This is a genomic window from Pseudomonas caspiana (assembly GCF_002158995.1).
GTDB classification, from domain to species: domain Bacteria; phylum Pseudomonadota; class Gammaproteobacteria; order Pseudomonadales; family Pseudomonadaceae; genus Aquipseudomonas; species Aquipseudomonas caspiana.
On the sequence record NZ_LOHF01000015.1, the window covers coordinates 1 to 6,629 of the forward strand.

Annotated in this window: 5 protein-coding genes and 1 pseudogene; 3 read left to right on the forward strand and 3 right to left on the reverse strand. The window is 47.2% G+C overall.

Annotated elements, in window-relative coordinates:
- Together AUC60_RS17235 and AUC60_RS17240 are read left to right on the forward strand one after the other, a co-directional pair.
- Nucleotides 1–474, forward strand: a 474-nt coding sequence (locus AUC60_RS17235) for a DNA adenine methylase (protein WP_144443268.1), incomplete at its 5' end; no start/stop codon positions are given.
- A gap of 109 nt (nucleotides 475–583) precedes the next feature.
- Nucleotides 584–871 carry a hypothetical protein gene (locus AUC60_RS17240; protein ID WP_087270049.1) on the forward strand — a complete coding sequence of 96 codons (288 nt, stop codon included), beginning with the start codon at nucleotides 584–586 and terminating at the stop codon, nucleotides 869–871.
- A 4-nt stretch (nucleotides 872–875) separates the two neighbouring features.
- On the opposite strand, the pseudogene AUC60_RS17245 reads toward AUC60_RS17240, so the two are convergent.
- Nucleotides 876–1,399 (reverse strand): annotated as a pseudogene (locus AUC60_RS17245) (SOS response-associated peptidase family protein); the annotation flags it as partial.
- Between the two features lie 479 nt (nucleotides 1,400–1,878).
- On the opposite strand from AUC60_RS17245, the gene AUC60_RS17250 reads away from it, so the two are divergent.
- Nucleotides 1,879–3,216 (forward strand): hypothetical protein, encoded by a 1,338-nt coding sequence (locus AUC60_RS17250; RefSeq protein ID WP_087270052.1) that lies wholly within the window; start codon nucleotides 1,879–1,881, stop codon nucleotides 3,214–3,216.
- Between the two features lie 2,465 nt (nucleotides 3,217–5,681).
- Here the strand turns inward: AUC60_RS17250 and AUC60_RS17265 are convergent.
- Nucleotides 5,682–5,930, reverse strand: a complete 249-nt coding sequence (locus tag AUC60_RS17265) for a PLD nuclease N-terminal domain-containing protein (RefSeq protein WP_087270061.1) — start codon at nucleotides 5,928–5,930, stop codon at nucleotides 5,682–5,684.
- A gap of 115 nt (nucleotides 5,931–6,045) precedes the next feature.
- The gene (locus AUC60_RS17270; protein WP_087270064.1) at nucleotides 6,046–6,417 is read right to left on the reverse strand and encodes a hypothetical protein; all 372 of its coding nucleotides are present in this window, start codon (nucleotides 6,415–6,417) and stop codon (nucleotides 6,046–6,048) included.
- Nucleotides 6,418–6,629: the final 212 nt, after the last annotated feature.

Sequence of the window (6,629 nt, forward strand, 5' to 3'; positions counted from 1 at the left end):
TTTTACCTGCAGCACCATGCCTTCGCTGGAAAGGTTGCTGGCCAGACGTTCGGCACTGCTACGACTGCGCCTGCCATCAATCTGCTCCGGATTGAAGAGAACCTGTCTGCAGCCTGGCAACGGTTGTCCGGCACCTACGTTGAAAACCTACCTTGGCTGGATTGCGCTGAACGCTATGACCGTGCCCACACCTTTCATTACATGGACCCACCCTATTGGCAGACCAGCGGCTATGGCGTCGACTTTGCGTTTGAGAATTACGAGCGGATGGCCGACTTCATGCGGCGCTGCAAAGGCAAGGTGATGGTCAGCATCAACGACCATCCGGATATTCGCCGGGTTTTCGATGGTTTCCACTTGGAAACCTTGAGCATCCGTTACACCACCACTAATCAGCGGCAGGTTCAGGCCGAAGTAAGTGGAGAGTTGGTTATAACCAACTGGGCACCGGCTGATCTTGGAGGGCTTTTCTGATCAATGTGGAGGTCGTTTGCGACCGGTGGCATTACGCGTCCTGTCTTAGCTCCTAAACTCAAAAAGGTGAGCTTTCGGTATTCACCGATTTTGTGCACAAGGAGGAGTTATGCCAAAGGAGTTTGATGTTTACGAGTACTGCGAATCCCTGAGTGATAGCGACCGCATCAGCGACCAAGTTATTGGTTGGACTGGACGCTGGTCGATGATGGGAAGCTTTATGGTTTGTACTCAATGCCTCGCTACTCAGCAGGTTGATCTGTCCGGGGAGCCATTCGTAAACGCTGAAGACTGTCCAGCTGCGCAACGGGGCAAATACCCCTGGCGTGAGCTCAAGTCAGTGTTAGGAATGGTCCCGACTCAAAAGGGGGAAGAGGGCTTTCATATCAGGAAATGATGTTCTAGGCATGGGGATCGGGGTGCAGTAACTGTGCGCCCTGATTTCTAACGTTGCCCACATCTTTGCTAACCGGGTACCACTCGAAATCGTCGACCGGTTTGCAGCATTCCGTCGCGATCTCTGCTGCCCGCTCGGGCGATAAGTCCACCTCAAGCCATTCGTTCGCAAATTCCGGTGTCATCACAAGCGGTCGCCGGTCGTGGATGTCGACCATGCCCTGGTCACTGGCCGCCGTAATAATCACAAAGCCATCCTCTTCGCGCGGCTCCAGCCCGGGCGTCACCTGCGCCAGTCCGCCAAAGAACATCGGCGTATGGCTTTTCAGCCTTATGAAGTAGGGCTGCTTTTTCTTCGGGTCGGCAGGATCGTTGACCCATTCAAACCACCCATTGGCACACGGTCATTAGGACAAAGTTGTTTGAAAAACACCCCGGTTGCCACTGTCTCGACCCGCGCACTGATCGGGTCAGGCATATTCCCCTTCGCCCAGAACGGCAACCATCCCCAGCGGACCTTATCCACGCTCGTTTGCTATCCAAAAAGTAGAGGTTACCGCTGTCGTTCAGACGAAGGACGGTTCATGGAAAACGCCGAAAAAAAGCGTTTATCAAATCGGGCGATTGACAAGATTTGTAACACATTAGATCATGAGAATGATTCCTATTACTGGGGTCGGCTTTCACTAAATTTGACTAAGGAATGTTGAAATGTCTAAAGATTTTTCCTCGCCGGCTTCCGCCACCTTCTCAAAAAATCTGCCAGATACCTCGTTTAGTGCTGTTAAAAGGAAAGGTATATTCGCCAGTCACTAAGGTTGTGTTTCTAAATGCATTTATTAAAAAGTTCTCTAATAAAAAATTTATTAAATTTTACTTCTGGTCAAGTTCTTTTGGCTAGGGCTGCTCGAAGAAGGCAGCTTTTGTTACTTGCAATGAGGGCTGCGAAGTTCTTGATAGTGTTGATGGTTGCTTTGGTCGGCTATCACTATTTTATGGTGTAGAAAAATGTTTATTCGGAATCGTTTTTTTATAATTTGTTTAATTGTTACTGGTGTTCAACAGCTAGTTTTAGCTGCGTCCACTTGGAGTATTGCACTTGCCGGTTCATCGGTCTCAGTTGGTGATCTCGCTAAAGGAAAAATTGAAATTCTTATTTTTTTCTTTTTGGCGTTGGTGGCTTACCTTGTCAGTTCTATCGGTGAAATATTTTCGGTAAAGGCACAGAATCAGATATGGAACAGCTATGTGTTCAAGTCTGTTGAGGTTTTTTGCTCAGATATTGGTTTGAGTTCTGAGAAAAATCGTCGGTCAATTAATCAATGGCTATCTTCTGAAGCGCTTTCCACCATTCAAGCTGCTGTGCCATTCTACATAAATATTCTGTCGATGGTTTTGAATGTTGTACTCACGCTGGGGGTGTTTTTCTTTAGTCTCGGTGTTTGGATTGGAAGCGCTGTGGGTGTATCTCTAATAGTTTCTCTAGTGCTGGTTTATGTTTCTAAGTCGAAAATTAACAGTCTCGCCAGTGAAGTGCAGAGTAGCAAGATTTCAGCTCTGCTTGATATTGATGGCTTAATAGTTAATGGTATGTTTGGCACCACCTTGATGGGGGCTTCTGAAGGGGGAAAATTTAGTTCTAAAGCAAAGTCGTTTTATGGCTTTGCAGAGCGTTACAATAAATTAGAGCAAATGGTTGCATGCGCACCCATAGTGATTTCCGTCACAATAGTAACCGCGTCAATTTATTTTTTTGGTAGCAGTTCTCATGTTGAATTGGGTGTGTTAGTAGCGTTGCTGCCTAGATCGCTGCAACTATTTGGTAGTGTTCATTCGCTGAGTTTGTATCTAAGCCATTTCATATTAATGAGACAAAAAATCAGGAACCTTCTGTCATTTGTCTCGAGCCTTGATAAACAGGATCTTAGTCGTCAGCTAAGTCGCGAGAAAATTTCTATTCAAGACGTTAATTCCCAGAAAAAATACAGCATTAATGAGCTGATGGACCTTGTCTCTAGTGAATCTGTACAGCCTGCTCGACTACTTGTATCTGGAGATAATGGGTCGGGGAAATCATCACTGCTTAAGATTTTGAAAGGTCTTTACAAAGAGTCGATTCTAGTCACTCCCGGGGCGAGATTTTGCGGAGAATTCAACGAAGTTTCAACTGGTCAGGCGCAAATCGCTGAGCTTAAACTGCTTTTGAATAGTATACAAAAAATAATACTACTTGATGAGTGGGATGCGAATCTCGACGTTACCAACAGAAGGAATATCAATTCAGTTATTAGTAAGATTTCATTGGAGAATTTAGTAGTTGAGGTGAGGCATAGTAATAATCACTAAAATAAAGTTATTAGGTTATAAGGCCCGATGCCTTCTATAACCAAGGCATCGAAACATATGAAGCTAAAATCCTGGTAGCAATCGCTGAGACGCGGCATAAACGCCTAGTCCGATCCCTCATGGGACAGGAGCGGGTGGGCAGGGCGGGTAAGCGGGCAGCTTAAGCAAGCGCTATACTTGAGCTTGCGTAATCCCGCGAGTTCGATCATGCCCGAGCCGGACTGAAACTCTCAGGTCAGAATTACTGTGAACCCGATCTGATTGGCTGCCTATGTGTTTAATGGCCAGCGTTGTTATGGTCACGTAAACGAAGGATGAACCCTGCCAAGCAAGCAGATAGCGTCCTGATCAACTTCACTATTACCTCTCGCCGTGTCGCGCTGACCTGTGCTGAAGAGCGATTTCCGCTACCAGGCAATCGAAGGACGATTTAACAGCGCTGAAATACTTCACACTAATCTGTCTTCTAGACTTTGGTTGGTAAAACCACTATTTAGGGTATTGATGATCGCCGCAGCAGCGTTATTCCTGACTTCCTGTAATGCGCGAATGTGCTGCCGCGAGAGATATGTGATGCTCTGTGTCGCAAGGTGCTTCTGGCTGGGGGTGATTTGCGCAGATCCAGTCTGATGCATCTTGGACTCAAGGTAGGCGGTGGTACGAGACAAAGCGTTTGTGAGGGCTGTATAAAGATCGAAGAACTAGCCTATCAGTTAATGTCAGAAAAGAACAATAAGATAACTCGCGCCTTTAAAAAAAGCTCTCAGGTGAGAAAGCGATATTGTTATAGGTAGCTGAGAGGTAGAAGGTAATACACAATGCTTGTGGCAATGATAATAAGTATGATTGGTGTGAAAGCATCTATACCCATTGTTTTTCTTGTGATGAATATAGTTTTTGAGTTTTTTGTGTTCAGAGTTTTAATTTTTGAGTATTTCGCAATTTTCATGATTTTGATTGAGTGCTGTTCGTATTTGGTATATCGAGTTTTATCACGTTTGAAATTAAAAAAAAGCTGAATGGCTTGAGCGAGTGATGCTTCGCCGTGCAGGCTTGTGTTTAGGATGTCAGTTTTTTTCAGGTTGGGTAGATAAGTGAGTATTTGTGAGTTGATTTTTTAGAGAGGGATTGATTTTTACTGTTGCTTGAATAGCTTTTGCTTTTGAAACCAATGGAGGCTAGAAGGCAGGCTAATAGACGGTTCTTCATACTGGCTAAAATATGAAATTAAGCGCTATTTATATGTTGTAAGTATGATGGTTTTGTATTTTTTTAAAAGAGCTTTAGTCTTGCGGTTAGGCGATGTTGGCGAGTGCTTTCTTGATTGCCATTCAACAGAGATTTTGCCGGTATCCACTTCTTCGGAGGTCTCTACGATCTCTGCAATGTTTGCCCAAGCTTTACTAAGCAGCGCCTGAGTTTGGAGGGGCTCGCCTCCCAGCAGGGCTTATTGGTGCTTGTACATTTCCAGGAACGTAGGGCGGCCAAGCCGCGCTGAGGTGTCTTCGTCGATGTTCATGGTAGGTAAACTCAAGCTTTGTATGCGCATACAGTAATCGAGGTGTGTCTGATTTAGGAGTGGTGTTCGTCGGCAGCACGCCGGGGAGGGGCTGCAGCTCGTACCACTTTCCGTACGATTCAATGGGGAAAGGAGCGGGGGGAAGGTGATCCATGGGCACTGGAGGCCCATGGAAGGCGCAGATGTCATACACCTGCTAACCCGCACATTCGGCGAAAAGCTGTAGCAAAATACAGGTGTAAGTTATTGATTCTTATAGGGTGGTTCGCACTGTTCTGGTTGCTTTGGTTAACGGCTATATCCATTTATAATCAATAGCTTAGCGGATACTCACGGTCACCTTGACATGGTGGGGGTCGCTGGTTCGAGTCCAGTCGCGCCTACCAAACAAAATCCGGTCCTGCTGCCGGTCTAGAAGGGCTCACCGAGAGGTGGGCCCTTTTTTGTTGGCTACTATTCAGCAGTTTAGGAAATATTGTTGAAAAGCTGTTAACCGCAGACGAGCAGGCCGCTAACAGATAGCGGCCTTATCTCGCGCCTTATCCTTTGCGCGCACTCAAAATCCCTAGTGAACGCAACAGTCACTGACCGCAATGCTGCATGCCAGCCTCTGTTCGAGCATACATCCGCTGTCCCGCAAGGCGCTCATCAATCGTTGCAGTTGCATGAGACGGTACCTGCGCTGAATGAGTATTGGCAGGTGTATCGCATGTATGCGATGGCGGAGTGCATAGCGCCTTGAGCAAAGTCGACTCTGCATCCAGTGTTTTAGCGGCTTTCGCATGATTCGCTGCGATTTCACTGAGAGTTGACACGGTGTATCTCCTGGGGATTCCCGGCGCATCGCTGCGTCCATGAGCTGGTGTGTTGATTTCGCGTCAACATTACGTCTTTCGAGTGTTGCTACTGGTGTACGTTGCAAACGTTGCGCCAGTAGGGAGACCGGTCAGCCGCGAGATTCTGAGCGGACTGTCTTGGTCTTCGGGCCCATTACTATCCAGGCCAGCAACCCCAGAACGGGAACGAATACCAGAGCCAAAATCCAGAGACATTTGCTTTCGCGGCTGCCTTCGCTCTTGATTATTCGCATCACTACCAAAAACTCTACTACCACCAAAATGACCGCCACTATGATCCACAGCAGGGGCATATTCATGATGGCAGCTAACACGTTCCAACTTTCTGGATTACCCATAGCCTTGCTCTCCCTTGGTCGTTACTGTTTAGTCACGGCGGCGCTGCAAGGGTTCAATCGGCTCTGATTCCGGAGGAGGGTCGCGCTATGTCGCGGCAGGGTTTGTGCTGTATGGCTAATAATCTGCTGCGTTTTTCAGCAGCGCTGCTGCCGCGTTGAACTCTTCAAGAGAATTAATGCGCCAGTTATGTGGATCTCGCAGGTAGTGATTCAGCAGCCAGTGAATGGTTGCCGCCTGCTCGTCTTCAGTGCGTTCTGGAACATAGTGGCCCAATCCTCGTAGCACCTGCGCAGTAGCTTGGCAGCCAAAATTGGGCCTGCTCAAAATAAAGCGAAGGTCCTGCGTCATGTGAAGCTCGGTTGGTGTTGAAAGTAGCGCCTGTAGTTCCAGCATCACCGAGGGCATGTTCATCGCATCATCGGTCATTGATGCTGAGATTCGTTCGAGCAGCGAGACAGGAATGATTGCATACTTTTTCTTATTCATAATCCTCCACTCCCGATGATGCCAGCTAGATAATATTATATTGGCATCATTTAGTGGTGCGACAAAGACCTTCTCCGTTAAATGGCTTATCGTCATAAACCGTTGATATTCGTTTGGATAGTTTTCTTATCTTCAGGTTACGGAAAGCGTTGCCATGGCCGGGATTCTCCATGCACCGATCCATTCAGTCTGTGCTTGTTTCCGGGGGGGGG